The 26,419-nt window shown below is 48.0% G+C and carries 27 protein-coding genes; 4 read left to right on the top strand and 23 right to left on the bottom strand.

Annotation, left to right across the window (positions count from 1 at the left end):
- Positions 1-196: 196 nt before the first annotated feature.
- The 14 genes from purD to LFYK43_RS06095 form a co-directional block, all read right to left on the bottom strand.
- Positions 197-1,426: a phosphoribosylamine--glycine ligase gene (gene purD, locus LFYK43_RS06160; RefSeq protein ID WP_124976485.1), complete on the bottom strand. Its 1,230-nt coding sequence runs from the start codon at positions 1,424-1,426 to the stop codon at positions 197-199.
- Between the two features lie 15 nt (positions 1,427-1,441).
- Positions 1,442-2,971 carry a bifunctional phosphoribosylaminoimidazolecarboxamide formyltransferase/IMP cyclohydrolase gene (purH, locus tag LFYK43_RS06155; RefSeq protein ID WP_124976483.1) on the bottom strand — a complete coding sequence of 510 codons (1,530 nt, stop codon included), beginning with the start codon at positions 2,969-2,971 and terminating at the stop codon, positions 1,442-1,444.
- A 2-nt stretch (positions 2,972-2,973) separates the two neighbouring features.
- A complete protein-coding gene (gene purN, locus LFYK43_RS06150) occupies positions 2,974-3,549 on the bottom strand; it encodes a phosphoribosylglycinamide formyltransferase (RefSeq protein WP_439957209.1) in 576 nt (191 codons plus the stop codon).
- A gap of 11 nt (positions 3,550-3,560) precedes the next feature.
- Positions 3,561-4,574: a phosphoribosylformylglycinamidine cyclo-ligase gene (purM, locus tag LFYK43_RS06145; protein ID WP_124976479.1), complete on the bottom strand. Its 1,014-nt coding sequence runs from the start codon at positions 4,572-4,574 to the stop codon at positions 3,561-3,563.
- A gap of 24 nt (positions 4,575-4,598) precedes the next feature.
- On the bottom strand, positions 4,599-6,041 hold the full coding sequence (purF, locus tag LFYK43_RS06140; RefSeq protein WP_124976477.1) for an amidophosphoribosyltransferase: 1,443 nt from the start codon (positions 6,039-6,041) through the stop codon (positions 4,599-4,601).
- Entirely contained in the window at positions 6,026-8,260 is a 2,235-nt protein-coding gene (gene purL / locus LFYK43_RS06135; RefSeq protein WP_124976475.1) for a phosphoribosylformylglycinamidine synthase subunit PurL, read from the bottom strand. Before purL ends, purF begins: the two co-directional genes overlap by 16 nt.
- Entirely contained in the window at positions 8,253-8,930 is a 678-nt protein-coding gene (gene purQ, locus LFYK43_RS06130) for a phosphoribosylformylglycinamidine synthase subunit PurQ (protein WP_124976473.1), read from the bottom strand. The genes purL and purQ overlap by 8 nt, the downstream gene beginning before the upstream one ends.
- Positions 8,930-9,190, bottom strand: coding sequence for a phosphoribosylformylglycinamidine synthase subunit PurS (purS, locus tag LFYK43_RS06125; RefSeq protein ID WP_124976471.1), 261 nt, complete (start codon positions 9,188-9,190; stop codon positions 8,930-8,932). The genes purQ and purS overlap by 1 nt, the downstream gene beginning before the upstream one ends.
- A gap of 1 nt (position 9,191) precedes the next feature.
- A complete protein-coding gene (purC, locus tag LFYK43_RS06120; protein ID WP_124976469.1) occupies positions 9,192-9,929 on the bottom strand; it encodes a phosphoribosylaminoimidazolesuccinocarboxamide synthase in 738 nt (245 codons plus the stop codon).
- Between the two features lie 3 nt (positions 9,930-9,932).
- The gene (gene purK, locus LFYK43_RS06115; protein WP_439957208.1) at positions 9,933-11,054 is read right to left on the bottom strand and encodes a 5-(carboxyamino)imidazole ribonucleotide synthase; all 1,122 of its coding nucleotides are present in this window, start codon (positions 11,052-11,054) and stop codon (positions 9,933-9,935) included.
- A complete protein-coding gene (purE, locus tag LFYK43_RS06110; protein WP_124976465.1) occupies positions 11,047-11,538 on the bottom strand; it encodes a 5-(carboxyamino)imidazole ribonucleotide mutase in 492 nt (163 codons plus the stop codon). Before purE ends, purK begins: the two co-directional genes overlap by 8 nt.
- Positions 11,539-12,322: 784 nt before the next feature.
- Positions 12,323-12,958: a TetR/AcrR family transcriptional regulator gene (locus tag LFYK43_RS06105; protein WP_124976463.1), complete on the bottom strand. Its 636-nt coding sequence runs from the start codon at positions 12,956-12,958 to the stop codon at positions 12,323-12,325.
- A 14-nt stretch (positions 12,959-12,972) separates the two neighbouring features.
- Positions 12,973-14,577: an ABC transporter permease gene (locus LFYK43_RS06100; RefSeq protein ID WP_124976461.1), complete on the bottom strand. Its 1,605-nt coding sequence runs from the start codon at positions 14,575-14,577 to the stop codon at positions 12,973-12,975.
- A 1-nt stretch (position 14,578) separates the two neighbouring features.
- Positions 14,579-15,487 carry an ABC transporter ATP-binding protein gene (locus LFYK43_RS06095; RefSeq protein WP_124976459.1) on the bottom strand — a complete coding sequence of 303 codons (909 nt, stop codon included), beginning with the start codon at positions 15,485-15,487 and terminating at the stop codon, positions 14,579-14,581.
- Positions 15,488-15,533: 46 nt separating this feature from the next.
- Here LFYK43_RS06095 and LFYK43_RS12545 point away from each other — a divergent pair, with 46 nt between their 5' ends.
- Positions 15,534-15,674: a hypothetical protein gene (locus LFYK43_RS12545; RefSeq protein ID WP_158609198.1), complete on the top strand. Its 141-nt coding sequence runs from the start codon at positions 15,534-15,536 to the stop codon at positions 15,672-15,674.
- Positions 15,675-15,757: 83 nt separating this feature from the next.
- Here the strand turns inward: LFYK43_RS12545 and LFYK43_RS06090 are convergent, their stop codons facing one another.
- Complete coding sequence (locus LFYK43_RS06090; protein WP_124976457.1) at positions 15,758-16,606, bottom strand: hypothetical protein; 849 nt, start codon at positions 16,604-16,606, stop codon at positions 15,758-15,760.
- Between the two features lie 85 nt (positions 16,607-16,691).
- Here LFYK43_RS06090 and LFYK43_RS06085 point away from each other — a divergent pair, with 85 nt between their 5' ends.
- Positions 16,692-17,291, top strand: coding sequence for a TetR/AcrR family transcriptional regulator (locus LFYK43_RS06085; protein ID WP_229717981.1), 600 nt, complete (start codon positions 16,692-16,694; stop codon positions 17,289-17,291).
- Positions 17,292-17,308: 17 nt separating this feature from the next.
- Here LFYK43_RS06085 and LFYK43_RS06080 read toward each other — a convergent pair whose 3' ends face one another.
- The gene (locus tag LFYK43_RS06080; RefSeq protein ID WP_124976453.1) at positions 17,309-18,061 is read right to left on the bottom strand and encodes a plasmid pRiA4b ORF-3 family protein; all 753 of its coding nucleotides are present in this window, start codon (positions 18,059-18,061) and stop codon (positions 17,309-17,311) included.
- A gap of 132 nt (positions 18,062-18,193) precedes the next feature.
- Here LFYK43_RS06080 and LFYK43_RS06075 point away from each other — a divergent pair, with 132 nt between their 5' ends.
- The gene (locus LFYK43_RS06075; RefSeq protein ID WP_124976451.1) at positions 18,194-19,189 is read left to right on the top strand and encodes an NAD(P)-dependent alcohol dehydrogenase; all 996 of its coding nucleotides are present in this window, start codon (positions 18,194-18,196) and stop codon (positions 19,187-19,189) included.
- Positions 19,190-19,484: 295 nt separating this feature from the next.
- Here LFYK43_RS06075 and LFYK43_RS06070 read toward each other — a convergent pair whose 3' ends face one another.
- The 7 genes from LFYK43_RS06070 to LFYK43_RS06045 form a co-directional block, all read right to left on the bottom strand.
- Positions 19,485-20,402 (bottom strand): hypothetical protein, encoded by a 918-nt coding sequence (locus LFYK43_RS06070; RefSeq protein ID WP_124976449.1) that lies wholly within the window; start codon positions 20,400-20,402, stop codon positions 19,485-19,487.
- Positions 20,403-20,472: 70 nt separating this feature from the next.
- A complete protein-coding gene (locus LFYK43_RS06065; protein ID WP_124976447.1) occupies positions 20,473-21,549 on the bottom strand; it encodes a carotenoid 1,2-hydratase family protein in 1,077 nt (358 codons plus the stop codon).
- 180 nt (positions 21,550-21,729) lie between these two features.
- The gene (locus LFYK43_RS06060; protein WP_124976445.1) at positions 21,730-22,944 is read right to left on the bottom strand and encodes an RNA-guided endonuclease TnpB family protein; all 1,215 of its coding nucleotides are present in this window, start codon (positions 22,942-22,944) and stop codon (positions 21,730-21,732) included.
- 53 nt (positions 22,945-22,997) lie between these two features.
- Positions 22,998-23,156, bottom strand: coding sequence for a hypothetical protein (locus LFYK43_RS12540; protein ID WP_158609197.1), 159 nt, complete (start codon positions 23,154-23,156; stop codon positions 22,998-23,000).
- A gap of 131 nt (positions 23,157-23,287) precedes the next feature.
- Positions 23,288-24,385, bottom strand: a complete 1,098-nt coding sequence (locus LFYK43_RS06055; RefSeq protein ID WP_124976444.1) for a lipocalin-like domain-containing protein — start codon at positions 24,383-24,385, stop codon at positions 23,288-23,290.
- A 400-nt stretch (positions 24,386-24,785) separates the two neighbouring features.
- Positions 24,786-25,145 (bottom strand): hypothetical protein, encoded by a 360-nt coding sequence (locus tag LFYK43_RS06050; protein ID WP_124976442.1) that lies wholly within the window; start codon positions 25,143-25,145, stop codon positions 24,786-24,788.
- 39 nt (positions 25,146-25,184) lie between these two features.
- The gene (locus LFYK43_RS06045; protein ID WP_124976440.1) at positions 25,185-25,550 is read right to left on the bottom strand and encodes a PaaI family thioesterase; all 366 of its coding nucleotides are present in this window, start codon (positions 25,548-25,550) and stop codon (positions 25,185-25,187) included.
- A 36-nt stretch (positions 25,551-25,586) separates the two neighbouring features.
- Here LFYK43_RS06045 and menB point away from each other — a divergent pair, with 36 nt between their 5' ends.
- Complete coding sequence (gene menB / locus LFYK43_RS06040) at positions 25,587-26,408, top strand: 1,4-dihydroxy-2-naphthoyl-CoA synthase (RefSeq protein WP_124976439.1); 822 nt, start codon at positions 25,587-25,589, stop codon at positions 26,406-26,408.
- The last annotated feature ends 11 nt before the right edge of the window (positions 26,409-26,419 follow it).

Genomic DNA, 26,419 nt, shown 5'->3' with positions numbered 1-26,419 from the left:
CACTTCTTGTACATCGATTCGATGTTTTGTCTAGGGCTTCCTTCAGATTCTACCTCGCAATAGACACCCTTGCCTTCGACTTGTGATACCGACCACTACGGCTCACAGCGGACTCACACCGCCTAGTTACTGCCCATGCCGGGCGCACCAAAAAAACCGCCGGCTCAAAAGCCCAGCGGTTCCCCAATAATTCAACTTATAAATCTCGAAACCCGATATCTTCGCGGTAATAAAACTCCGCCAAATCTAACTTTCCTAGTGCAGCATTGACCTTGGCTTGTGCTTCCTTCAAATTCGGTGCGTGTTCCACCAGAGTGAAGATCCGCCCGCCAGAACTTAACAGCCGCTTGCCAGCACTGACGACCCCGGCATAAAAAACGTTAGCCGACAGTTCCGGCAATGGCAGTCCTTGTTTGGGCTGGCTCGGGTAGCCGGGAGCGGCCACAACAGTCCCCAGGTAAAAATCTTGTCCTTGCCACTTCATGTCTGGCGTCCGTCCTGCCGTCAAATCGGTGATCGCCGTGTAAAAATCGCTGGTCAGCTGCGGCAGCAAGACCTGCGTCTCCGGATCGCCCAGCCGCACGTTGTATTCAATGACCTTGATCCCCGTCGGCGTCAGCATGCAGCCAATGTACAGTGTGCCGGAATATTCCAAGCCCTCTTTTTTCAAACCGGCGATCGTCGGCTCTACGATGGTCTGCCGAGCTTGTTCCACGATTTCACTCGTGATGTGCGGCACCGGCGAATAGGCTCCCATGCCGCCGGTATTAGGCCCCTTCTCCCCTGCAAAAATTTTCTTATGATCTTGGGAGATCGGTAAAACGACCGGTTCTGGTCCGCCGACAAACAGCATCAAGGAAAACTCTTCGCCTGCCAAATATTCCTCGACCAGAACTTGGCTGCCCTGAGTGAAGGCTTGATGCAAAGCCTTTTCCAATTGGGCGCTCTCAGTCACGATCTGCACGCCTTTGCCGCCTGCCAAACCATTTTCCTTGATCACCAATGGAAAACTCAAGTTTTGCGCGTAGACCAGTGCCGTTTCATAGTCGCTAAAAGTCGCAAAGGCAGCGGTCGGAACTTGGTTACGCAACATGAAGTTTTTGGCAAACTTCTTGTCACTTTCCAGCCGCGCCGCACTCTGTGAAGGGCCGAAAACCTGCACACCGCGTTTTTGCAAGAAGTCGACGATCCCGTCAGCTAAAGGTGCTTCCGGTCCAACGAAAACCAAGTCGACCTGTTTTTGCTCGACAAATTCTGCCAAGCTCTCAAAGTCATTTTCAGCAATGTCTGCCAGCTGGACCCCGCTTTTGACCATGCCCGGATTGCCTGGGGCACAGTAAACACGATCGACCTGCGGGCTGCGCATAAAAGTTGCAGCAATTGCGTGTTCACGTGCACCCGCACCGATCACAAGTACATTTTTCAAGCTGCCGTCCCCTCCTTAATGTCTGAAGTGCCGCACGCCGGTCGTAACCATCGCGATCCCGTATTTGTCCGCCATCGCGATCGAATCCTTGTCTCGAATGCTGCCGCCTGGCTGGATGATAGCTTTGATATTATGCTGGGCAGCGTATTTTACGCAGTCATCCATCGGGAAGAAGGCATCCGAAGCGAGGATCGCGTCCTCATAGCCGTCCTTTGGCATCGCCTTTTGGATTGCGATCTTAGTCGAATCGATCCGGTTGGGCTGCCCCATCCCCACTCCAAGCGTCTTAGAATCAGTGGTGACGACGACCGCATTGCTTTTGACAAATTTAACGACATGCTGGCCAAACTGGAGCGCCTTTAACTGCTTTTTAGTCGGCTGAGTCTTAGTCACGACAGTAAAGTCAGCCGGCTCTTCAACTTGACGGTCCGTTTCTTGGACCAGCAAACCGCCGCTGACTGTCATCGCTTCATAACGCTCGGCTTGATCGCGGTGACTGAGGTCTGCTTGCAGCAGGCGAATATTTTTCTTCTTGCTCAAGATTTCCAAAGCTTCATCACTAAATGAAGGTGCGATCACGATCTCCAAAAAGATCTCGTGCATTTTCTGCGCGGTCGCTGCATTCACTTGGCGGTTAACAGCTACGATCCCGCCAAAGATCGACATTGGATCGGATTCATAAGCTTCGTCCCAAGCGGTCTCTATCTCATCCGCGATCCCGACTCCGCAGGGATTCATATGTTTCATGGCAACAACAGCGGGCTGGTCGAACTCGCTGACCATGGTCAAGGCTGCATTAGCGTCTTTCAAATTATTGAAAGAGAGTTCCTTGCCGTGCAGCTGCTTGGTAATTAGCGAAAGTTTCGCCGGAATTGGTTTGCGGTAAAAAGCCGCTGCTTGGTGGCTGTTTTCTCCGTAACGCAGACTTTGCTGCTTTTCAAAGGTCAAAGTCAGCTTCTCCGGGAATTCTTCTTCGGTTAAGTAATTGGCGATCAAAGCATCATAGGCAGCAGTGTGACGGAAAACTTTGGCTGCCAGCTGTTTGCGGAAAGTCTGGTTATTGATGTTCTTTTGCAAGAAGTCAGTCACTGCCGGATAGTCGGCTGGATCAACGACGGGCAATACATCGGCAAAGTTTTTGGCTGCCGCCCGCAGCATCGAAGGTCCGCCGATGTCGATCTGTTCGATGGCTTGTGCTTGGGTAGTGGTTGGATCCAAGATCGTTTGCTTGAAAGGATAGAGGTTAACGACCACTAGATCGATCGGGGTGATCCCGGCATCGTGTAACTGCTGCATGTGCTCTTGCTTGTCTCGTTTGGCCAATAAGCCGCCATGGATCTTCGGATGCAAAGTCTTAACTCGTCCGTCCAGCATTTCCGGAAAGCCGGTCACTTCATCGACACCAGTGACGGTCAAGCCGCCTTCCTCCAGTGCTTTTTTAGTGCCTCCAGTTGAGACAAGTTCAAAATCCAATTTCAGTAACTGCTGGGCAAATTCCAGCAAACCCGTTTTGTCGGAAACACTCAGTAAAGCTCTTCTCGTCATCGTTAAATTTCTCCTTTTTCTAAAAGTTCCTTGACTACGGCTGGATAAAATTCATGTTCCCTGGCATGGATCCGCGCTTCAAGCTCGGGCAAACTATCTCCCGGATAAACCGGCACCTTGCTTTGCGCGATGACCTGCCCGGAATCGATCCCGGCATCGACCCAGTGGATCGTGACCCCTGTTTCAGAGGCTCCGGCCTGATAGGCATCCTCAATCCCGTGACGCCCGGGAAAAAGCGGCAATAAGGCGGGATGGATGTTGATCATCTTCCCCGTGTATTCGCCCAAAAGGGTGGGCCCGACGATCCGCATGTAGCCGGCTAACAAAATAAAGTCGACCTGTTTTTCGGCTAGCTGAGCAACAATGACCCTTTCAGCGGCAGCTTTGTCAGGATGATCCTTAAAATTGACCACGAGTGTTGGGACGTTTTCACGCGCGGCACGCTTTAAGACGTTGGCATTTTGGTGATCACAGACCAGCAAGCAAACTTTTAAGGGCAGATTTTGCCGGGCAAATGCTTGGCATAAGGCGGTAAAATTAGTTCCTTCACCCGATGCAAAGATCGCGATCCTCTTGATTGGTGCTGCCACTACAGCTCACCTCTGATCTTCACTTGTTTGGACCCGGGCATTACTCGACCCACTTGATAAACTCTCTCTCCTGCCTGCTCTAACTGACCCTTTACTTCTGCGGCCATGCTAGGATCGACCGCCACTACCAGCCCGAGACCAAGGTTAAAGGTCTGCGTCATGTCAGCGAAACTCAACTGACCTAATTTCTGCAGATCTTGCATGATCGCAGGCACTTGCCAGGCAGCCAGGTCGATTTCAGCAGCTAAACCATCCGGCAAGATCCGGGCAACATTTTCGACTAAGCCCCCGCCGGTGATGTGTGCGATCGCATGTACTAACCCCGCCTCAACCAACGGATAGACCGACTTGACATAGATCCGGGTCGGCTTGAGCAGTTCATGGCGCAAGTCCGTTTGACAGCCGGGCAAGACCTCGTCTAGCGAAAAACCGTTTTGCTTAAACAAAATGTCGCGCACCAGGCTGAAACCGTTGGAATGCAGGCCATTCGCTGCCAGTCCCAGCAAAACGTCGCCTTCCTTCGTGTTTTGGGCTGTTAAGAGCTTCTTTTTGTCAGCAATCCCGACGGCAAAGCCAGCCAGATCGTAGCGGCCGTGTTCGTACATGTCAGGCATCTCCGCTGTTTCACCGCCCAAAAGCACGGCTCCAGCTTCCTTGACCCCGGCGACTATTCCTCTCAAGATCTCAGTAGCCTTTTTTTCTTCCAAATGGCCAGTCCCCAGGTAATCCAAGAAAAATAGAGGTTTAGCGCCCTGAGCCAAGATATCGTTGACACACATGGCCACCAGATCGACGCCGACCTGTGCGTTTTGCTTGGCTTGGGCCGCAACCAGCAGCTTGGTCCCGACCCCATCGGTCCCGGCTACTAAAACCGGTTCATCGTACGTGCCGAGTTCTAAGGGAAACATTCCGCCAAAGGAACCAAGGGCGTCATTTTGCGTCAGTTCTTTGAGCGCATCGACTAGGCGGTACCCGGCGGTAATATCGACTCCTGCTTTTTTATAGGCATCCATTATATGATCCTTTCATCTGCTAAATTAGACTTTCAGACAGCCTTTCAGCGCTGCTTGTTCCTGCTCGTATGATTCTTGGTAATCGTAGAGCGGTGTCGGGTATTTGCCGTCAAAGTACGCCACGCAAAGACTGCCGTTTGGAGCCCCCGTCTTTAACCCGACCGCCTTGATCAGGCTGGGGACGCTCAGAAAGCCCAGCGAATCGGCGCCAAAAGTTTCCCGCATCTCCGCGATACTCTGGTTAGCCGCGATCAGCTCGCTGGCATGCTGAATATCGATCCCGTAAAAACACGGGTAGCGTAAGGGCGGCGAAGCGATCCGCAGGTGCACTTCAGCTGCTCCGGCGTCTTTGAGTAATTTGACGATCCGGCGGCTGGTCGTACCGCGCACGATCGAGTCATCGACTAAGACGACCCGTTTGCCGGCGACTACTCCTTTGACCGCTGACAGTTTCATATTGACTCCTTGTTCACGCAGCTCTTGGGTCGGCTGAATAAAAGTCCGGGCTGAATACTGATTTTTGACCAAACCCATTTCATAGGGCAGACCGGAAGCTTGGGCATAGCCCATCGCGGCTGAGAGCGAGGAATTCGGCACGCCAGTCACCAGATCAGCTTCCACCGGTTGTTCTTGGGCTAATAAAGCCCCCATGTTCTTGCGCGCGGAATGAACATTGACCCCGTAAATGTCGGAGTCCGGCCGGGCAAAATAGATAAACTCCATCGAACAGATCGCCAGCTGCGTGTCGGTCGTGTACTCCGAAACGCTCAAGCCGTTCTCATCAATTTTCAAGAGCTGACCGGGTTGGACGTCACAGTGAAACTTCGCCCCGACTGCATCCAAGGCGCAAGTCTCGCTGCAGACAACATAGCCGCCATTTGGCAGCTGGCCGACGACTAACGGTCGAAAACCGTTGGGGTCAAGCGCCGCGTACAAGCGGTCTTTTGTCAGCAAGAGGTAGGCGAAACCGCCCTTGATCTGCCGCAGCGCATCCTTGACTTGGTCATCCAAAGTTTCTTCCTTACTTAGCCGGATCAGGTGCATCAAGTTTTCCGAATCGGAACTTGAATGATAGATTGCTCCCTGGTCTTCCAGGTTCTTGCGGATCGTCAGGGCATTAGTCAAGTTGCCGTTATGTGCTAAGGCAAATTGGGTATCACTAAAGTTGAAAGGCAGCGGCTGGATGTTTTCCAATAAATTGCTGCCAGCCGTCGAATAGCGGACATGTCCGATTGCTGCTTGTCCTTTTAGCTCCTGCAAGTCAGCCGCATTGAAAACATCATTTAACACTCCCAACCCGCGCTTGGTGCGCAGTTGACCGTTGTCATTGATCGTGATCCCGGCCCCTTCCTGCCCGCGGTGCTGCAAAGAAAATAAGCCGCAGTAGGTCAAAAAGGCAGCGTCAGGAGTTCCCCAGACACCAAAAACCCCGCATTCTTCATTTAAACTGCTTACTTGAGACTGCATGCCAGGGCTCCTTTCCAGAGAGCGCGCGCTTTAGAGACAGCCAGGTCGAACCGGCCGTCTTTTGCTGTTACCTCTAACCGATCTTCTGCCGTTACTTGACCTAATTTAACCGCGTTTTCTCCGCATAATTTTTCAAAAGCAGCTTGAGCCGCTGGGGTGATCGACAGCACAAAGCGCGACTGAGTTTCAGCGAAAAATTGCCGGACCGTCAAGTCGCTCGTGAGCTGGATCCCGAGTTGATTGCCAAAAGTTGCTTCAGCTAAAGCTGTGATCAGCCCGCCTTCGGAAACATCATGGGCACTTTGCACCAGCCCTGCTTGAATTGCTTGGGCCACCAGGTTTTGCATTTGTAATTCGTAGTCCAGGTCAAAGTCAAACAACTGACCGGATACCGCGCCCGTCTGCATTTTTTGGATCTCTGAACCGTTGAAATCATCTTTGGTCCGGCCAAGCACATAGACCAAATCGCCGGCTTGTTTGAAATCTTGGGTCGTAATATGTTCGAGTCCTTGGATCAAACCAACCATCCCGACCATCGGCGTCGGATAGATCGGCACGCCATCGTATTCGTTATTGAGTGAGACGTTGCCAGAGATCACTGGTGCCCCGATTTTTTGGCAGGCTTCGCTCATGCCCATGACCGCCTGGTCCAATTCATAGAATTGTTCCGGTTTTTCCGGGTTGCCAAAGTTCAAGCAATCGGTGATCCCGAGCGGTTTTGCACCCGCAGCGACAATGTTTCTGGCAGCCTCTGCAACTGCGATCTGTCCGCCGATCCTAGGGTTTAAGTGGAGGTAGCGGCCGTTGACGTCAGTTGTGAGTGCCAACGCCTTGTTATAGTGCCGGATCCGCACCACGGCAGCATCCGAGCCGGGACGGACAAGCGTGTTAGTCTGCACTTGAGAATCATAGGTTTCATAAATACTTTCTTTAGAAGCGATCGTCAACTGGCTGAGCATTTCTTTTAAGACAGCAGTCGCGTCACTAATTTCTGGTACAAATTGTTGGGGAGCGGCATTATTAATGTGCGCTGGAACTGCACTTTCCCGCTGGTAGACTGGAGCTTGTGAAGCTAGCGCGTCGACTGGTACGTCCGCGACGACCTCGCCGTGATGCACCAAGCGATAACGGTCATCGTCAGTGACATGACCGATCACGACAGCTTCGACGCCGTAGTGCGCGAAAACATCCAAGATCTCTGCTTCGCACCCTTTTTTGACGCACAAAAGCATCCGTTCCTGGGATTCAGACAGCATCATTTCAAAGGGCGTCATTTCAGCTTCACGTTGCGGCACGAGGTCTAGATCCAAAACCATCCCGTTACCGCCTGCTTTTGAACCCATCTCAGCCGAAGAAGAAACCAAGCCGGCAGCTCCCATATCCTGGATCCCGACTAAGGCAGCGGCATGATTTTGGCTGACATCTAGACAAGCTTCCATCACCAATTTTTCAGTGAAGGGATCGCCGACTTGGACCGCCGAACGCTGACTTTCGTGGTCGGAATCGAATTGAGCCGACGCAAATGACGCGCCGTTGATGCCATCGCGCCCAGTTTTGGCACCGACATAGATAATACTGTTGCCAACTCCAGCTGCCGCTCCGACTTGGATCTGGTCAAGATCCATCAAGCCGACTGCCATCACGTTGACCAGCGGGTTTTGCTGATAAGCATCGTCAAAGGCAAGATCGCCGCCAACCGTCGGCACCCCGATACAGTTGCCGTAAGACGCGATCCCAGCTACGACCTGCGAGATCAAATACCGATCCGCTGGAGTCTGGGGAGTGCCGAACCGCAGACTGTCTAGGCTGGCGATCGGACGCGCACCCATCGAAAAAATATCGCGCAAGATCCCGCCGACCCCAGTGGTTGCCCCCTGAAACGGCTCGACAGCTGAAGGATGGTTGTGACTTTCGGCCTTAAAGACTACTCCCTGCCCGTCGCCAATATCGATGATCCCGGCACCTTCACCGGGACCTTGCACGACTTTAGGACCCTGGGAGTAAAATTTTTTCAGAACCGGTTTGGAATTCTTATAGGAGCAATGCTCGCTCCACATGCCCGAAAACAAGCCGATCTCGGTGTAATTTGGCAATCTGCCCAAGACTTCATCTTTGATCAGATGATATTCGTGATCAGACAAGCCCAAGGTCCGGTATAATCGTTGTTCTTCGATCTCTGCAGGTGAAACTTCTGGTGTTTTGACGTTTGTTTTATTCATGAGCAGCTACCTCGACATGATCGATCAGTGACTGGAAAAGTTGAATGCCGTCAGCAGACCCGAGAATTTCTTCGACACCCCGTTCTGGGTGGGGCATCATGCCTAAAACATTGCCGGCTTGATTGGTGATCCCCGCAATATCTTTGAGGCTGCCGTTGGGATTATCCTGATATGTGAAAACGATCTGCCCATTTTCCTCTAATTCTTGGAGAGTTTGTTCATCGGCATAGTAATTGCCGTCTCCGTGGGCGATCGGCAAGGTAATGACTTGACCTGCTTGGTAGCGGGAAGAAAATGGCGTTTGGGCATTGGCAACGACCAGTTTTTGCTGGCGGCAGATAAATTTGCCGGCAGTATTTTTCTGAAGAGAGCCGGGCAGCAAGCCCGCCTCGGTCAAGATCTGAAAGCCGTTGCAGATCCCGAGGACCGGTTTGCCGGCGGCAGCAAAGGCTTTTAGAGCCGGAATGATCGGTGCGAAACGTGCCAGCGCCCCGCTGCGCAGGTAATCGCCGTAGGAAAAGCCGCCCGGAACGACCACGGCATCAAAGCCGTCTAGTGACTCGGCTTGGTATGAAACTAAGGCGACATCTTCTTCCAAGACGTCTTTGAGTGCATAAAAACTGTCTTTTTCACAGTTAGAACCCGGAAAGGCTAGGACCGCAAACTTCATTAAATTACCTCCGTTTCGCTGATCTCATAGCGATAATTTTCCATGTTGTAGTTGACCAGCATCCGATCGCAGATCTCATTGACCTCGCATTTGATCTGTTCTTGGGTCAAGCCGTCTGCCAGAGTCAGCTCGAATGATTTGCCCACTTTCAACTCGGCAATATTCTGATAACCAAGACGGCCAAGAGCTTTTTTAATTGTTTCTGCTTCCGGATTTAAGATCGATTCCTTATAGTTCACAAAAATTTTCACGACCGTCATTTTATCTCTCCTCTTCCTTTTGCAAGCGCTGCAAGATCTCTTCATAAACGGGTACCATCTGGCCCAGACCCTTGCGAAAAACGTCCTTATCTAGCGACTGTTTGGTATCCAGATCGACCAAGCGGCAGTTATCCGGCGACAGCTCATCGGCTAAGATCACATCACCAGCGGTGCTCAGGCCAAACTCCAATTTGAAATCGACTAACAAAACGTTCATTTTGGCAAAAATTTGACTTAAGAGGCGGTTGACCTTTAGCGCCAGCTGGCGGATCTGCGCCATTTGCTCGCGCGTGGCAACACCAAGCGCTAAGGCATCGTCGTCGTTTAAAAAGGGATCGTCGAGCTCATCGCTTTTATAGAAAAACTCGATCACCGGCTGGTCAAATTTCTGCAAGTATTCTGTCTGGTAACGTTTGACGAAACTCCCGGAGGCATAGTTGCGGACGACCGTTTCCAAGGGGATGATCGTGACCTTTTGGACTAACTGGTCAGTCGGGGAAAGCTGCTCGATGAAATGATTGACGATCCCCTGCTCACGCAATTCTGTGAAAAGTCGGGCTGAGATCGCGCAGTTAGTTTTGCCCTTGTCCTTCATTTGGACCTTTTTTTTACCGTTTAAGGCTGTGACCTGATCCATGTAATGGACCCATAAAATGTCGGGGTCATTGGTGGTGTACATTTCCTTAGCCTTGCCCTGATACAACAAATCTTGTTTCTTGATCTCTGTCAATTCAGTCATGGTTTAATTTTCTCCTTTGAGCATGGCGGTGGTTTCCAGCAGCTGGTCAACATCGCTGCCTAAAACGGTAATATGTCCTAACTTACGTTGCGGTCTGATCTCGGCTTTGCCGTAATCATGAAAATGCCATTCCGGGTGATCAATGAGTAATTTGCGTGCTAAGTTCAAGTCTTCCCCGAGCAAATTACGCATCACGGCAGGTTTGTACTGCACGATCTGCGGAATTGGCAAGCCGCAGATACTTCTGATATGTGCTTCAAATTGTGAAATGTTGCAGGCCTCGATCGTGTAGTGCCCCGAATTATGCGGGCGCGGTGCTAGTTCGTTGACGACCAGGTCCTGATCATTGATGACAAAAAATTCGATGCCTAAAACGCCGTACAAGTCGAGCTGCTCGGCGATCCGCTCAGCATAGACCTGGGCTTTTTGCTGGAGCAGTTCAGAAAATTGGTCGGCAGCGATCGTCGTGTGCAAAATGTGATTTTTATGTTGGTTGGTTACTAGCGGAAAGGTCTGGATCTGCTGATGCAAATCGCGGGTCACCATCACTGAAGCCTCCGCCTGAAATTTTTGGCGTGCTTCTAGGATGCAAGGGACCTTGGTATAAAGTTTCGCGGCTTTGTCCAAGTCGGCCGGTGCGTTAATATCTAACTGACCATGGCCGTCATAGCCGCCGCTGACCGTTTTGAGCAAAGCCGGGTAGCCGACCTGCGCGATTGCTTGTTTAAGGGAAGCCTCATCTGTGACTGAGGCAAAATTAGTGACCGGGATCTGCGCGTTTTTGAGGAAAGTCTTTTCGCGCAAACGCTGGCCGGTGATGTGCAGCAACTCGACGCCTTGGGGCAGTTCGGCGTACTGACTGGCTTTTTGCAGTGTTTCTTCGGCAGCATTTTCGAATTCGTAAGTCAAGACTGCACTGCGCTGCGCCAGTTGCAGTAAAGCTGCTTGGTCGTCATATTCTGCGGTGATCTGGAAATCAGCAACTTGTGCGGCCGGCGCATTCGGAGTTGGATCCAAGATCCCCACTCGATAACCCATCGCTTTGGCAGATAAAGCCATCATCTGCCCCAGCTGACCGCCGCCGACGATCCCAATAGTTGCTGGCGGTAAAATTGTTTTAATCAAAGCGCGCCTCACTTTTGATGGCCTCCACTCGTTGTTCTTCTTTCAAATCAGCTAACTTCTGTTGCAGTGTTTCGTCGGTCACACCCAGGATCTGCGCCGCTAGTATTGCAGCATTTTTAGCTCCGGCATCGCCAATGCTGACAGTAGCTACCGGGGCACCGGCTGGCATCTGGACGATCGACAGCAGTGAATCGATTCCGTTTAATGTTCGGGTTTTAATTGGAACACCAATGACCGGCAAAGTCGTGTTAGCTGCCAGCATTCCGGGCAAATGTGCGGCTCCTCCTGCCCCAGCGATGATCACTTTGATTTCACTTTCGCGTGCCTTCTGGCCAAAATCCTGCAGCTCGTCAGGCATCCGGTGCGCCGAAATAACTCGCTTTTCATAAGCTATTCCCAGTTGTTCCAGCTGTTGACAGGTTAACTTCATCGTCGGCCAATCTGAGATCGAACCCATTACGACCGCAACTTTATTTGCCACCATTATCACTCACCTTTGACATTAATTTTAGTCACATAATACTTAATTTTTTTGATATCGTCAAGTTACATAGTTCGTGTTTTATCTAATTTATGCTGTTTTTATTAATGTTTTGTAAAACGTAGTTCGTTTTTTGTTGTTTAGACAATTTGACTGTAAATCATTCGGATCCCCCGTCTCAACTAACTTTCCCCTAGTTGAAAACTCAGATAATTATCAAATTCGCTTGATAAGAACCAGCTGCCAACTGAAGTGGCCGTGAAATTTTTTCACTGAAAACCTTGATCAAAGAATCGGCAAAATACTGGCGGCTATTCTCGCCACCTTTTGACCAAACAGGTGGAGTTTAGCTCCTATTCTCACCATCTTTTGGCAAAACAGGTGTAGTTTAACTCCTATTCTCACCATCTTTTGCCAAAACAGGTGGAGTTTAGCTCTTATTCTCACCATCTTTTGTCGAAACAGGTGTAGTTTAACTCCTATTCTCACCATCTTTTGCCAAAACAGGTGTAGTTTAGCAGCTAATCTCACCATCTTTTTTTAGAAATTTACTTTGATAAACTCGCCTTATTTTTGTCAAACTTACGCGAGTTTAGTGCTTATTCTCGCGTTACTTTGCCTGACTTACGCGAGTTTAACTCCTATTCTCGCGTTACTCCGACAGACTTGGAGGAGTTTAACTGCTTTTCTCCGCCTACTTTTAGCAAACGCTGATTTTGCCAAAAACAGCTCAACTCAAAAAAACAAACGAAATCCTCCCTAAGTGGGAAAATTTCGTTTGTTTTCACTATTTGACAATTCCATGTTCAAACAGGTCCATTGTAGCTTGAACCCGCTTGATCAGCTCTTCCATCTGATCTATGGTTTTTACTTCTGGGCGTTCCTCCAAATATCGCTGAATGTCGACCATCATCATCCGGATCGCCAACAGCAGATAATCTTGAACCAGCTGATGGTCCAGACCGGGGCGCAGTTCCAATTTGTCGAGCAAACCAGTAATTAAGTCATCGATCAGCCGATCCGACCAATCAGTGTAAATCTGACTGACCTCTTCGCGCAGCTCTTCCGGGATGCCCGGCTCTTTTAAATAAACACGCAGCAGTAACGCAAATTCATTCGGATACTGATGTGAGAGTTCCTTTTTATATTGGCTTGCCCGCATCACCATCATGACCAGATCCTCTGAATTTTTCCAAACACTTAAGTCGGTCACAATGTTCAGAGTCTCCATCGCTTGTTTGACGGCAGCTTCAAATAAAACGGCTTTGTTCTCAAAATAACGAAAAACTGAGCCCTTTGAAACTCCAGCAGCTTGGGCGATCTGTTCTGTACTGGCCGGGTAGCCGTCTTGTGCAAAAGCGGCCAAGGCAGCCTGCAGTATTGCATCTTCTTTGGCAGGATCACGTTTTAATCGTTTGACCATCGCTGGCACTCCTTTTAGTTAAGATCTCTTTTATTATAGCTGAACGCGCCAACAATGAACAAGCAGACCGTGACTGCCAAAAGGAGCAAGAGCGGTGTCTGAGGAATGCTTTCCTTGGGAACGTCCTTTGCCCAGTAAAAAGGCGCGATTTTTTGCGCCCACTTAGGCAAATCAGCCAATGGTCCCAAGTAGGCCAACATAAAGGAGGCCAGCAAATAAACCCACACCACGGAGTTCAGCTTGGGTGCCAGCCCAACCAGCAGTGCCATCAAGCCGACAAAGACCCAGGCTGCTGGTAACACTGCCACGAAAGTCTGCAAAAAGTAACGGCTGGCTAAAGGATGTGCCAGCACAGCATTGCCAGCGAACATGATCCCCATCATTGCCGCAAAAATCAGCACCGTTGTCAGTAACACTCCTGCCAGGCTGTAGATCACAAATAAACGCGTCCGACTAACTGGTTTGGCCAATTCAAGCGAAATCAGCTGTCCTTTTTCTTCCCGGTAGAGCCGGGCTACCAGCAAGGCACCAGCCACCGCGCCTAAAACACTCATTATGATGCCTAAGACTCCGATAAAACTGAGCAGCTGCTCTTTTTGCAGGTGCGCGATTCCGCCCGGTCCCAGCAGCTTCTGAACCATTGGCGTTTGGTTGGCGACCTTACCGATACTATCAAAGACCGAACCGTACATCCCGCCCAATGCGAACATCCAAAAAAGCCAGATCACTGTCGCACTCTTTTCCTGCCGCAAAAGCAAGGTCGCCGGTCCGCGCAGCTGCCGTGAGCTTTTAGCCCTAACTTCTGGGCGGAGCAGGCCTGCCCCAACGTCACGAATTCCCTGCAAGTATAAACTCAGTCCTAAGACAAACACTGTGAAAGCCAGCAGCAAGAAAAACGGCAACCAGTCGTTAGCGGTATAAATCTTAGTTTTCTCGACCCACCCCAACGGGGAAAGCCAGGTCCAGGCGGGTTTTGTAACATCCGTCAGCATCCGCATTAGATAGGCCAGCCCCAGAAATGAGTAGGACCACAGAAAAACCGTCCGGCTATCCTGAAAGATCTGCGCAAAGGCCAAAGTCACCGTGCCAAAGCTCAACCCTGCGGCGCCCATGACTACTGCAAATAAGATATTACCCTCAGTCGAACTGCCAGGCATTTTGGCAAATTCCAGGCCTAAAATTGTCAGCACTACAAAAAGCAAATCGGCTGTCGCCAGTTCCCAAAAAGCAGCCAGTAATGGTGCCCTGCGGCCGACCGGGTAGCCGCCGACCAGTATTTCTGTCAGTCCATTCTCTTCTTGCCCCCGACTAGCAGCGACTGCCAGTAAATAATTAAAGATGACCAAAAAAAGGGCCCAAAATACCAGCATTTCACTGGAAAAGATGATCGCCGTCGACAGTTTTCCGCCCGGCACTGGCCCCATCAGCGAGACCATTGCCTTGGAACGCAAGGTACCAGCAATCGTGGCGATCTCGGCCGCTGTCCCGTAAATACTGACGAATTTAGCAGCCACTACGATAAAGATTCCGGCTAACAAAAGGAGCCAACCAGCAATTTTGCCCCGATCTTGCCGTAAAAGTTTGGTATACAGACGGCCAGCCTGTGCAAATTGTCCCATCTTATTCACCGCCCTTGTCAGCTTGGTAGTAGCGCATGAACAGATCTTCCAGGGTCGGCGGTGCAGTTGTCAGTGACACGATCTCCTTAGCACTCAGCCAAGTAATGACCGCCCCTAACTGCTCGGCATCTACACTAAACTTGGCGCTGCGCTGATCATTAGCCAGTTCGGCTTGGTGCACCCCTGGCTGTTTTGTCAGCTCAGTTAAAGGCGCGTGTGTCTTGACTGCCACGTTGGTCCTGGTCAAATGACGCATCTCAGCTAATGAGCCGCTTTCGATCACGACACCTTCCCGGATAATGACGACATTATCGCACATCCGCTCAACTTCGGACAAAATATGACTGGACAAAAGGACACTCTTCCCCCGTTGCTTGAGCTCAGCAATCCGTTTCTGAAAGACCAGTTCATTCAAGGGATCCAAGCCCGAAGTCGGCTCATCAAAAATGTAGAGGTCTGCCTCTGTTGAAAAGGCCGCGATCAAAGCGACTTTTTGCCGATTGCCCTTAGAGTAGCTGCGATTTTTCTTATTGGGATCAAGTTTGAAAGCCGCGATCAACTGGTCCGTTTGCTGGGAATGTTCTTGCCCCGAGAGACGCAGCAGCAGATCGATCGTCTGCCCGCCGGTTAAATTCGGCCAAAAAGTAACATCACCTGGGACATAAGCCAATCGCTGATGGATCTTAGCCGCCTCTGTCCAAGCATCACACCCAAAAACCTTCACCTGGCCGGAATTAGGCTTGATCAAACCCAAAATACTCCGGATCGTCGTTGACTTTCCTGCCCCGTTGGGTCCGATGAATCCGAGAACCTCTCCCGGGTGCAGTGTAAAAGCGACATTTTTTAAGGCAGTAAACTTACCGAATTTTTTCTCTAATCCTTTAACTTCTAAAACAACTTGCTGACTCATAACTCAGCCCCTCTTTTCTATCGCACAATTGTGCTTTTGATAAAAAATGGTTAACCACTTTGAATTCATGAGTCAGTATAGCACCACTGACCGGGTAGTCAATAACCAATTGGTCAGTAAAAAGCAGGTCAGTGAAAAGTACCGTTCTTCAGGGATTTTGGACGAAAAAAAGTTGTTAAGTCAGTGAATTTTTTGCGCAAAAAAAGTGCCACCTTGCTAAAATTAGAAGCAGCACTGTGATGTTTGCTAGTTATACTCTTGACCAGAAATCTAGCGGATCTTGGACTTCATCTTCTTGATCGCTGCGCCCAGGACTTTCTTTTGCACAAATGACGGTTTCTGTTCTGCTGCAATGTGCAAACCATTATTAAACTCAACCAATAAGTGTTTCTTATGACCCTCAGCTATTTCTTTGGGTGCGCCTTCTGGCAAGAAAACACCTAATTTGACATGCATGCCGTCCGGCTTTTCAGTTAACTGGTGCATTCCGATCATCTTGGTATCTTTGCCGTTAGACATAGTATAGGTTTTGCCAGCCATCACGAGATCAACATCAGGGTCTGGCTCAACCGGGAAGTCTTCCTTACCACCTGGTCTAAGATCCATATAAGTTGGATCCTGATACATTCCAAACGTTTCGATGATGGTCTGTTTTCCCCCTGCACCTGCTTCAAAATAGTAGTGTTCTGGGTGGATCGTGGATGGTAAATACAAGTTGTTTTTCTTGGCTAATAACTGATTGAACAACATGAACTGAACCAAGGTGATATTTTTCGTGTCAACTTCGACATAGGCAGGCTGCATGTTAACACCAGCTCTAGAAGAATCAGCGATCTGGCCCCACATCTGATCAGCACGGTCAGTTTCCGGCTTGAAAACTTCCAAAGTCTTTTCCTTGCCCATCGCTTCTCTGGTCTGTGCCAAAGCAACCTTGGCATCAGCCAAAGGCAAAGCCATCAATTCCGGTTCAGTCAAGGCTTTGCCGTTCAACGCGATCGGCAGCTGCTTTTCTGTAAAAATTTGAAAGACATGGTGATAACGTTCCAATTCAATGTCCCTGATCTCTTGCTGAGTAACTTCGCGCCCATCGACGGTGAATTTAATTTCATAATCGCTCATTTAACACGCCTCCATTTTATGCTTGGTTCTGATTTACACTGTCAGTGTAATCTTCACCAGAAAAGATGTGAACCGCGATTTTGAAATGACCGTTGCATTATTCAACACTATGTGGAACAATGTTGAAAAAGGAGATAATTCTATGGCCGACCTCAGATTTGCCCGCACCGAAAAAATGCTTCAACTTGCCTTTCTTAAATTACTAGAAGAGACTCCTTATCATGAGATCTCGATCGCCAAGCTTGCCCAGGAAAGCTTGATTGACCGCACTACCTTTTATGCCCACTACGACAACCTGGCAGAACTAGCAGAAGAGCTGATCAGACAAGAACTTGCTCCATTCCATCAAGCTTTATCGACTAGACAAGACTTGAAACAAAAGCAAAATTTCGACAACTATTCCTTTTTCTCGCAAGAACTGCTTAGTCATTTGTTGACTGATCGGCAGCAAATCACATTACTGCGTGAATTGCCGCTTGGCAGCAACAGTTTTGACCGTCAGTTACGCGGAATTTTCACTCAAACCTATGCAAAAATCTTGCAGGTCCCAGCTTCCGACTTTACAGTTTTCCTACTAGATAATTTGGCGCTGAGCAACCTGGATTTCATCCTCAAAAACGGACGTGCACCCGCTAAAAAAGAGTTGCAAGCGGCGTTGCAAAAGATGGAACAATTCCTAAATTAACTGATGGGCAGGTCATCTCAATATCCGCGTGAACCTTTGCCGAGGTAGTCGCGAGTTAGAAGCTTGTAGGACCGTGCGGTCGGTTCCAAACCGTCTTCGTATGCTTCACGGTAGACGCGCACCAACTTTTTTAGGCGGAAATTCATGTCTTCTTGGTCAAAACTCTGCAGATCCAAGGTCGTACTGTCTAACCAGCGAGCCATGTCATCATATTCCGCGCCGTGCCCTTGCTTGAGGATTTGAGCTAATTGCCGTAAACCGGTCACACCGCCCACGTCTTCAATGATGCCAAAACCTTCGCCTTCTATGACACGCGGGACATCCTTCAGTGAGATTTGCTTTTTTGTGCTGTCTTCGAGATAAAGCTCAACTTTCCAATCATCTCCGTAGTCATATGCCAGTTCTAGTCTTGAAGTAAAACCTCCCAGCTCCTGATTAAGCGTCACCTCATCTGGTTTAACCAATTCTTCGTTTTCTTGGAGATAAACATCATCAAAAGCAATTTCATAATGCGTGTTTTTCAAATTTGCCAAATAATCACTGGCAGCACTATTTTCTTCACCCAATTCTGCTTTTGCCCATTCTTTGAATGTTTCTCTTCTGTAGTCAGTCAGTGAAAATAGGTGGCTGGCCTGCATCTCAAACATTAACAGAATACTGTAGGCGAGTTCCGCCATTGTTTTCTCACCATTGATCTCAAAGCGCCACCAATTCTTAGGCTCATAGTCCGCCAATTCAGCATAAAAGCGGTAAACATTATGTTCTGCCATTCCAAGTCGCTCCTCAAGTTTCTTGATTGATTGTACTTTACCATATTGAAAAACAAATTTCTTTAGTTTGAAGGCGCAATCATCAATGATAAGATAAAACTAAAGTCGTGAACCAATGAAAGGAGCTTTTTTATGCAAGGAATCGTGATCAACGGCTATGGTAAGACTGACGTTTTGGAAAAAGTGGACGACTTAAAGCAGCCGACCATCAAATCCGACCAAGTTTTAGTTCAGGTCAAAGCTTCAACTTTCAATATTGCCGATTATATTTTGTTTACCAAACCACTCAAAGAACCATCTTTGCCACTAGCAGTTCAGTATCTCAACAAAGGGCTCTCATTTCTTCCCGCCCGCGTTGGCGGCTCGGAATTTGCCGGGATCGTAACTGAAGTCGGTGCCGACGTGACTAAATTTTCTGTCGGACAACATGTTTGCGGGATCAATTTCAAAGGGGCTTGGACAGAATATTTGGTAATTAACGAGAATGCGCTTTTCCCCGCCCCAGCTGATTTTTCCTTTGAACAAAGTGCAGCCTTGCCAATTGATGCCGTAACTGCCTACTCTGCGGTCAAAAAAGCTGTCCGCTGGGTCGGTGCTAAGGTTCTCATCAATGGAGCTTCCGGTGGCGTGGGGCACTTTGCTTTGCAGATCGCCAAGGCTTTTCAAGCTGAGGTCACTGCAGTCTGCAGCACCCGCAATGCAAGTTTAGCGCGCAAACTTGGTGCAGACCACATGATCGATTACACGCAAGAAGACATCGCTGATCATCCGCAAAAATACGACGCGATCATCGCTATCAACGGCTATCAGCCTTTAAGCAAGTATCGCAGCCTGCTGCAAGAAAACGGCACCTATGTTTTGGTCGGCGGTAAAGCCCGGCAAGACATTGAAGGCGCAGCCGGTCTGGTGTTTGGGGATGTCACACATCCAAAGATCACTGGCGCAGCCTATCCTTTTGTGGATAAAAAAGAAACAATGCAAAAAGTTTTGAAACTCGCGGCAAATGGCAAAGTAGTTCCCCACATTGATCATGCATACAGCATCAACGAGATCCCAGACGCCTTGAACTACCTGGTCAAGCAACACGCCCAAGGTAAAGTAGCACTTAAGGTCGACTTCAGTGAATAATTTTCCAAAAAACGATGTTGGAGCAAAACAAAAGCAGTTGATTGACGATCTAGCAGAGGTCACGGGCAAAGTTTGCTCCAGATTGTTTTGATGTGGAGCAAACTTTGTCCATCTTTAAGCCAAACTGCTTCGATCTGGAGCAAAGTCTGCCCTTCTTTAAGCCAAACTGCTTCGGTCTGGAGCAAAGTCAAACGCTGTATTAGGAAAAAAACACCACCCACTTTTCATAACAGAAATTGGGTGGTGTTTTTGTCAGGCCTATGAACGTTTTTCTAGACCCCGTTTTCCAAAATAATCAGCGTACTTTTTTAGGAGTAAGCACCCCAAAAGCAAGGGTCACCAGCATCAAAAAGATATGCACGACCACTAGCCATGGTTTATCTTGGAACAAACCAAGATAAAATCCCATAAACAATGAAACAAGATAGCTCAGGCCAAACTCTAAGATAATCGCCCAGTCGAACTGACCCAAGAAATTAAATCGGTGTTTAGCAAAAAGTTCAACCAGCATATAGATCAAGGTTCCCCCAAATAGTAACAGGAAGGCTGTCACCGCAAATGCCGGTACAAAATTGTAGATCACAGCGAAAATCCCGACCACAACAATGAAACTCACCAGCCCTTCGAGGTAATTGAGTATGGCAAACCAGAAACGGCGGACGTTATTGGCTTGCGCTGCGAACTTGCGATCATTGAAAGCCATAATCATTGTTAACGGCACGATCGCCGCTGAGTAACCAAGATAGTTCATCCACGGAATGCCGTAGAGACTAGCCAGGTTGATCGTGAGACTGACAGATGTTCCCCGCCAGACCCACAACCCGCCACTCGTGCGGATCGCGATCACATCCCAGATCAGGTCCCAGCCAATTACGATTACATAAGCAACAAGTCCCACTACAATGGGCTTTTTACTCAATTTCTTGCCGGCGACAATTGCTAGAGGCATCAAGAGCCCCCAGCCTAAACCGACCCATAAAGGACAACTCTTAAGTGCCGCGGCATCACCCAAATTTACGAAGAAATGCGGATAATAGTGGTATGTCTTAAAAATGTTGACACTAAATAGTTCTAACGAGACACCCAGTAAAGAGCAGGTAATTAGCTGAAATAACTGCTCGACTCGTTTGTTTTTCACCAGAACCAAGGCCGCCGCTAAATATACAACATAAAAGACGACTTCAACCGTTCTGGCTAATTGCATTGCTGACAAAAAATCCATCTCCCCGAGAATTTTTTGTCCCCCACTCGCCCTAGCAACCCCGTATCAGAGTGCTTTAGAGTTAGACATCCAGCGTTTTGCCAAAGTACATTTCTTCCCACAAGCCTTGGCTTTCATGCTTTTCAACTACTTCGTCGCCAGCAAAGATCTCTAATCTGACTTTCCCTGAGAAGCGCAGGTAAGCACCGTCAAAACCCATAAACTTCGCAGCAAACTTCTTCGGACCTTCGATCTGCTCGATCATGCGATCTTTAGTGATCGTCTTTTCACGTAAATAAGAGATCCGATAATGGTTTTGACCGTCATTATAGTCATAAACGACTTCGTTGTGGAACGGTTTTTGCGTATGCCCATCATAATCTTTATCTTTTTCAGAATACGTCAAGTATTGCGGGTCATCAGCCAAGATCTCGCCTTTTTTAGCCAATAAGAACACTGGCAGTTTCTGATAGCCGTATTTCTTTTCGGCGGTCATATAACTATCAATGACCGTGTAGTCGCCTAAGTTAGCGCGACCCCAATACCAATGGTGCATAACCTTGAGCAAAGCCACGTTGCCCCAGTTATGGTCGTGATAGCAATCGCCCTTGAGCTCTTCTTTTTGTCCATTGACCTCGATTTTTACTGCGACTTCCCCGCGTGGAGTAGATGGCAGCCAGCCAAAGTTGCCTTCATCGTCATTGCCAAAGAAAATTGCAACAGTCCGACGCCAAGCAGGAGTCACGTTGTCTGAGGAAAGCTGGACTTTGATTTTGGGAGAATTAACACCAATTTCATAATGGTTGAGATCTCCTCTAAAGTAGTTGTCCCCCACCTTGACATCACATTTTTCTTTTGACGCACTGAATTCTTCCGGAGCAAAGCTTAGTTTATCACTGATCACCGTTCCGTCTGGCCGCGTCAAATCAACATCGATCATCGGCTTGAGTCCGCTGGAAGGATCAACTGCTGATTTGGCGTAGAAAGTAATCACCAGCTGCGACCCGTCTGCTAAGTTTGCGTCGAAATACCACCACTCGTAATTTTCACCGGCAGGATCGATCCGCATGCCGTCTTCCCATTGCTCAACTTCATTTTTCTTTGTATGATACTTCTCAAAATCAGCATCCGTATCGCCGAGACGTGCTCTTTGTGCCATTAAAATCATCCTTTCGCTATTTGACTTTTCTTGTTAATGACTATACATTGAACTACCACCCTTTAAAAAGGGTGGATTCTGGGAACACAGTAAACTTGTCAGTTAGATTTCTCTAAAAAGATAGCGGTCACTGCTATTTACCACGGCACGTTCCATGCCTTATTTTTTACAATAACTAGTTTAGACTAGTGCTTTAATTGGTGTGATTTGCGCTAGTCCACGTTGGAGGATATTCTGACTAGCATTAATGTCACGGTCTAAGTGAGTGCCGCAAGTCGGGCATTGCCACTCACGGACGGCTAACCATTCATGCTGACTTAGACCGTCAAATTGGTGGTTTTTCTGCCCACAAACACTGCATATCCTGCTGGTGTATTTCGGGTCAACAAAAATCAGTTGCTTGCCGTACCAGTCGCACTTATATTGCAACATGGTAACTAAGTTTCCCCAACCAGCGTTGGAAATTGCACGGGCAAGGTGGTGGTTTTTCAACATACCCTGCGTATTGAGTTTTTCCACGACAATCACGTCGAAATCTTGGACTAATTGCGTGGTCAGCTTTTGCAGTTTATCGTTTCGACGATCACTGACCTGCCGTTTGAGTTTTGCCACCGTTCGTCGTGCCTGCTGGTAACGTGGAAACTGACGTAAGCTAGTGCGTGGGAACAGCACTTTGTCGTGCTTATCAAAGGCAATTTCCTTGAGTGCATTTCGTCGGCGACGTGCCATCTTGCGTTCCCACACTCTAATCTGTTTTCTTGCATCAGTGTCAAAATGTACCATGTTGACTTTCTGACCGTTGGACAAAATCATGAGGCTATCTAAACCAAGGTCAATACCGACAGACTGCTTTGTTTTTGGTTTGAGAGCTTGTTTTTCGCCCTCAATCAAAATTGTGGCGTAATATTGACCTTGCGAGTTGATCCGGACGGTTGCCCGTCTAACTTTGCCGGTCAAAATACGCCCGGCACGGAAATAGACTTGACCTAATTTAGGCAGCTTCAAGTGGTGGTCATCAATGACTTTGATATTCTGATTAACCGCTTTAGAAGTGTAGCTTTGTGCGTAGTCTTTCTTGCTTTTAAAGCGTGGATAGCCATTACTTAGTTCCTTGTTGAAGAAACGCTGAAAAGCGTCGTGCAAATTTCCGTTGGTTGCTTGCAGGGCGGTAGCGTCCACGTCTTTTAACCACGGATAATCTGTCTTGAGTGCTTTCAGCAGGTTATTCATAGCAAACTCATTTTGATACCTAGCATGAGAGTTGTTTTTGTGGCGAGCACTTTGCATAGCTAACATTTGATTCCACACAAAACGAGTTGAACCAAAGGTCTGTTTAATTTGCTTAATTTGCTTTTGATTTGGATATAGGCGCACTTTAAAAGCTTTCAAAGTCATTGATTTCACAACCTTTTAATTTAAGATAGCACACTGTCAGTTCAAAGCAAGTTCTAACTATTTTTTGTGAAATTAGCGTGCAAGCACACTACGGCTATCCACCCCCCGACTAAAGTCGAGGGTCTTTCGCCGAAAACTAAATAAAGCTCGTCCAATTCCTCTGTCTGATACTCACGGCCGTTAATAATAGTTTGGATCTGTAATTCTGACACTGTGTCCACCCGCCTTGTTTTTATTTGCTCAGTTAACTCTAGCTTAACTTGCTCCAATCGCAAATAACAAATAATAATTTTTTAAAAAAATAGTGCTCCAGCTTTTTGCCAGTAACACTATTTTCAGATTATTAAACGTGGGCACGTGGATCTTCTTTGCCGCCGTAATTATATTCGTAAATCATTTCGCCAGATTCTGTGACCGTCTCGCCATCTTTTTCAAATGACAATGTTCCGTTAGCGAAGTAACGCATATAGCCAGGCTGGATCCCCATCTGATCATATTGTGCTTTAACCTGATCAGGTGCTTTCCAATACATATCGCGAACTTCTAATTCCTGCTCCCATTCTGTATTGAATTTAACAGAAGTTCCGTCAGCATTGGTAAAGGTATAAGCCGACTTCTTCGGGAAACCTTTCTTGATGGCTGGCTGTACTTCCAGTTCAGTTTCCAAAGTATAATGGCCATCTGTCTGGAAGATCACTTCGCCAGTCTTGTTATCCATCACACCAAAGAACGGTACCGGCGTGAAGTCAAATTGTGCAGCAGCTACAAAGTCATAGATCAAAACAGTATAGTTTTCCGTGTACAAATGACCCCACAGCCAGTGATGCCAAGCTACGATCGGTGAAATGTTGAGCCACTGATGATCATGATAGCCCAAACCGGTAACTTCATGCTTTTCACCGTTATAAGTCAGAGTCCCCGTGACTTGGTTTTTAACCACACTCAAATCGGTATAATGATACTCATCGTTATCACCCAAAGCGATTACGGCACTGTTTCCTTGCCGGAAAGGTTTAACTAAGGCGTGGAAGTGCAAGTCAGCCGCAACCTCTGCGACCGGGTCGATATGGATCTCATAGTCTTTAAAATCGCCGACTACACTGTGAGGGCCAACTTTAACGTCACATTGCTCCTTGCTAAAGCTTGCTTCATCTGCCGGATATTCGATGATCTGCTGCCCATAAGTCTTGCCATCTGGATCTGTGATGTGGATCCCGATATCTGGGAAATCACCTTTTTCTTGCAGCTTGTATGGTGATTTCGGATGGAAATACAAAACGACCTTGCTGCCATCATCTAAAATTGCATCAAAATACCAGACTTCCGAAGTCCCTGGGGTATCCGTATCACGACGGCCATCTTCCCATTTTTGAACTTTCGTCGGGTCGATCCCTAACTTTGCGTAATCCGCTGGTTGATCCATCAAACGTGCCTTTGCCATTTGAAAACACTCCTTTTAGCTTTGATTAAATTCCATTTCATATCGCAAGTATATCGTTGTCATACCAAGGCTTCAACCAACAAAAATCGAAAAAGTGTTTACTAAAAGCGCATAAGCGTTAACATACCAAGGAAAAAAGAAATTTAACCAGCTACGTAAACAAAGCGAATTTTTTTAGTTATTTTAAGACAGGACCGGCCCAAAGGTGCGTTTTTCGTTTGGTAAAGGTTTGAGTAATAAGCTAAAAAGACTTGTTAATTTAATATATCTTTTTAAGGCCATTTCTTAGCGAGAACACACTTGAACCTTGTCTAATTATTTTTTGCTTTTCCAGTACACACCAAGCAAGTGAGATCAATGTCTATAGTCTTTGGAGCAAGTCTAGTGGTTCTTTATCAGACTATTCCACAGTCAGATAATCTCCAATATCTTCTGTTTCAACTGGTTTGATACTAAAACCAACTGTACCCCAATACCAATCCGGTATTTCTCCCCTAAACCTAAGCATTTCAGCTCCGTCCACTATAAAGTGATGCTTGTTTTCATCGTGCAGTATACTGCCTCTACCAGCATTCAGCCCCTTTACCGCTCTAACAACAAATAATTTCTTATTATCGAACTCTAGCACTGATTTGTCAAAAACCCGCTGATATTTGACACCAGCGATCTCGACCACTAAATCTTTCCGTTGTGCAAATTCTTCGTACCGTAATTCAAGCTCGCTTTTTTCTTTTGGATTAGGGTCTTTTTTATTTACCACGGCTGATTCTTCTTTCTTTCGCGGATTTTGCCAGCTGCATTATTTTCCGACACGACTCAGTGTCACTTCACTGACACTAGTAAGAACCTCACCATTTTTGACTTCAACTTGCCAAGTCTGAATGTTGCGTCCAATGTGCAGCGGTGTGGCGGTTGCCCGCAAAGTGCCAGCCTGCGCCGGTCTTAAATGATGAGTCGTTAGAGTGACTCCTGCGACGTGCGAGCCGGCCGGGACATTTTGCTCACCAGCCAAACTAGCAGCAGTTTCAGCCAGCACCGCATTGATCCCGCCATGGACTAGACCATAAGGCTGTTTAGTTCCCTCAGAAATTTCAAGTGATATAATTGATTGGTCGGATTTGACCGAAATAATTTTGATTCCCAGCGTTTGCATTAAATCTGACATAATTTTATTGACCTACTTTCGAAAGGATTGAATTACATGACATCTGTTAATTGGACAAAAGTCAAGGACTATGAAGAAGTGATCTTTGAGCGGGCAGACAAAATCGCCAAGATCACAATGAACCGCCCCGAAAAGCATAATGCTTTTACACCCACGACTGTTGAAGAAATGATCGACGCCTTCACTATCTGTCGTGATGATAGCACAATCGGCGTCATTATCCTAACCGGAGCTGGCGACTTAGCCTTTTCTTCGGGCGGTGACCAGGGTGTCCGGGGCAATGGCGGCTATGTGGGCAAGGATAAAATTGCCCGGTTGAATGTTTTGGACTTGCAGCATCTGATCCGGATCATCCCTAAGCCAGTCATTGCGATGGTCAAAGGCTGGTCTGTCGGCGGCGGCAACATTTTGCAGCTGATCTGCGACCTGACTATTGCAGCCGATAATGCCAAATTTGGGCAAACCGGACCAAAAGTCGGCAGTTTCGATGCTGGTTACGGTTCCGGCTACTTGGCACGTGTTATCGGTCACAAACGGGCAAAAGAGGTTTGGTTCCTAAACCACTTCTACTCCGCAAAAGAAGCTTACCAAATGAACTGGATCAACAAGGTCGTTCCCCTAGCCGAAGTTGAATCAGTCACTCTTGACTGGTGCAACGAGATCTTGCAAAAATCACCGACTGCACTGCGCTTTATTAAAGCAGCGATGAATGCTGACACCGATGGTTTAGCCGGGATCCAACAGTTGGGTGGAGATGCCACTATGCTCTTTTACCAAACCGATGAGGGTAAGGAAGGCCGCGACGCCTTTAATGAAAAACGTCAGCCCGACTTCGACAAGTATCCTAAATTTCCATAAGGACGATCACA

Origin of the sequence: Ligilactobacillus salitolerans (assembly GCF_003864415.1) — a bacterium.
In the GTDB taxonomy this organism is placed as follows: domain Bacteria; phylum Bacillota; class Bacilli; order Lactobacillales; family Lactobacillaceae; genus Ligilactobacillus; species Ligilactobacillus salitolerans.
Note: the sequence above shows the minus strand (reverse complement) of the source record. Positions and strands in the feature narration are given on the sequence as shown.

Coding starts and splice junctions, on each gene's coding strand:
- purC (WP_124976469.1), bottom strand. CDS start 9,929: ATGACTGAATTGACAGAGATCAAGAAACAAGATTTGTTGTATCAGGGC.
- LFYK43_RS06100 (WP_124976461.1), bottom strand. CDS start 14,577: ATGGGACAATTTGCACAGGCTGGCCGTCTGTATACCAAACTTTTACGG.
- LFYK43_RS06085 (WP_229717981.1), top strand. CDS start 16,692: ATGACCGTTGCATTATTCAACACTATGTGGAACAATGTTGAAAAAGGA.
- LFYK43_RS06075 (WP_124976451.1), top strand. CDS start 18,194: ATGCAAGGAATCGTGATCAACGGCTATGGTAAGACTGACGTTTTGGAA.
- LFYK43_RS06105 (WP_124976463.1), bottom strand. CDS start 12,958: ATGGTCAAACGATTAAAACGTGATCCTGCCAAAGAAGATGCAATACTG.
- purE (WP_124976465.1), bottom strand. CDS start 11,538: ATGGTGGCAAATAAAGTTGCGGTCGTAATGGGTTCGATCTCAGATTGG.
- purL (WP_124976475.1), bottom strand. CDS start 8,260: ATGAATAAAACAAACGTCAAAACACCAGAAGTTTCACCTGCAGAGATC.
- purS (WP_124976471.1), bottom strand. CDS start 9,190: ATGACGGTCGTGAAAATTTTTGTGAACTATAAGGAATCGATCTTAAAT.
- purQ (WP_124976473.1), bottom strand. CDS start 8,930: ATGAAGTTTGCGGTCCTAGCCTTTCCGGGTTCTAACTGTGAAAAAGAC.
- purF (WP_124976477.1), bottom strand. CDS start 6,041: ATGCAGTCTCAAGTAAGCAGTTTAAATGAAGAATGCGGGGTTTTTGGT.
- LFYK43_RS12545 (WP_158609198.1), top strand. CDS start 15,534: ATGGTTAACCACTTTGAATTCATGAGTCAGTATAGCACCACTGACCGG.
- menB (WP_124976439.1), top strand. CDS start 25,587: ATGACATCTGTTAATTGGACAAAAGTCAAGGACTATGAAGAAGTGATC.
- LFYK43_RS06090 (WP_124976457.1), bottom strand. CDS start 16,606: ATGAGCGATTATGAAATTAAATTCACCGTCGATGGGCGCGAAGTTACT.
- LFYK43_RS06065 (WP_124976447.1), bottom strand. CDS start 21,549: ATGGCACAAAGAGCACGTCTCGGCGATACGGATGCTGATTTTGAGAAG.
- LFYK43_RS06060 (WP_124976445.1), bottom strand. CDS start 22,944: ATGACTTTGAAAGCTTTTAAAGTGCGCCTATATCCAAATCAAAAGCAA.
- LFYK43_RS06045 (WP_124976440.1), bottom strand. CDS start 25,550: ATGTCAGATTTAATGCAAACGCTGGGAATCAAAATTATTTCGGTCAAA.
- LFYK43_RS06095 (WP_124976459.1), bottom strand. CDS start 15,487: ATGAGTCAGCAAGTTGTTTTAGAAGTTAAAGGATTAGAGAAAAAATTC.
- purH (WP_124976483.1), bottom strand. CDS start 2,971: ATGACGAGAAGAGCTTTACTGAGTGTTTCCGACAAAACGGGTTTGCTG.
- LFYK43_RS06080 (WP_124976453.1), bottom strand. CDS start 18,061: ATGGCAGAACATAATGTTTACCGCTTTTATGCTGAATTGGCGGACTAT.
- purM (WP_124976479.1), bottom strand. CDS start 4,574: ATGGATGCCTATAAAAAAGCAGGAGTCGATATTACCGCCGGGTACCGC.
- LFYK43_RS06055 (WP_124976444.1), bottom strand. CDS start 24,385: ATGGCAAAGGCACGTTTGATGGATCAACCAGCGGATTACGCAAAGTTA.